Annotated in this window: 1 protein-coding gene; it reads right to left on the reverse strand. The window is 64.4% G+C overall.

Annotation, left to right across the window (positions count from 1 at the left end; all coding sequences use genetic code 11):
* The coding region (locus ABGN05_RS30150) for a hypothetical protein (RefSeq protein WP_367957752.1) at positions 1-278 on the reverse strand (278 nt) is incomplete at both ends.

The raw sequence follows: 278 nt of genomic DNA on the forward strand, positions 1-278 counted from the left end.
GGCTGGCCTGGTAGATGTTGTACGAGCCGACGCCGGTCGAGCCGACATAGAGCCAGTACTGCGAAACGCCACTACCCGTGGTCCATATGAACGTCGCAGAGGACCCGAGAGTGGAGCCCGGGGTCGGGGACGTCATGACGGCCTTGGTGCCGCCGCCGGCCTTGTAGGTGTAGTCGTTCCACTGCCAGCTTCCGCTGATATACGACCACAGCCGCACGTAGATCGTGCCGCTGGACGGCAGGCCCGATACGGTCTTCGACGTGCTGGTGCCCTGGCTG

Origin of the sequence: Aquibium pacificum (assembly GCF_040839445.1) — a bacterium.
In the GTDB taxonomy this organism is placed as follows: Bacteria; Pseudomonadota; Alphaproteobacteria; order Rhizobiales; family Rhizobiaceae; genus Aquibium; species Aquibium pacificus.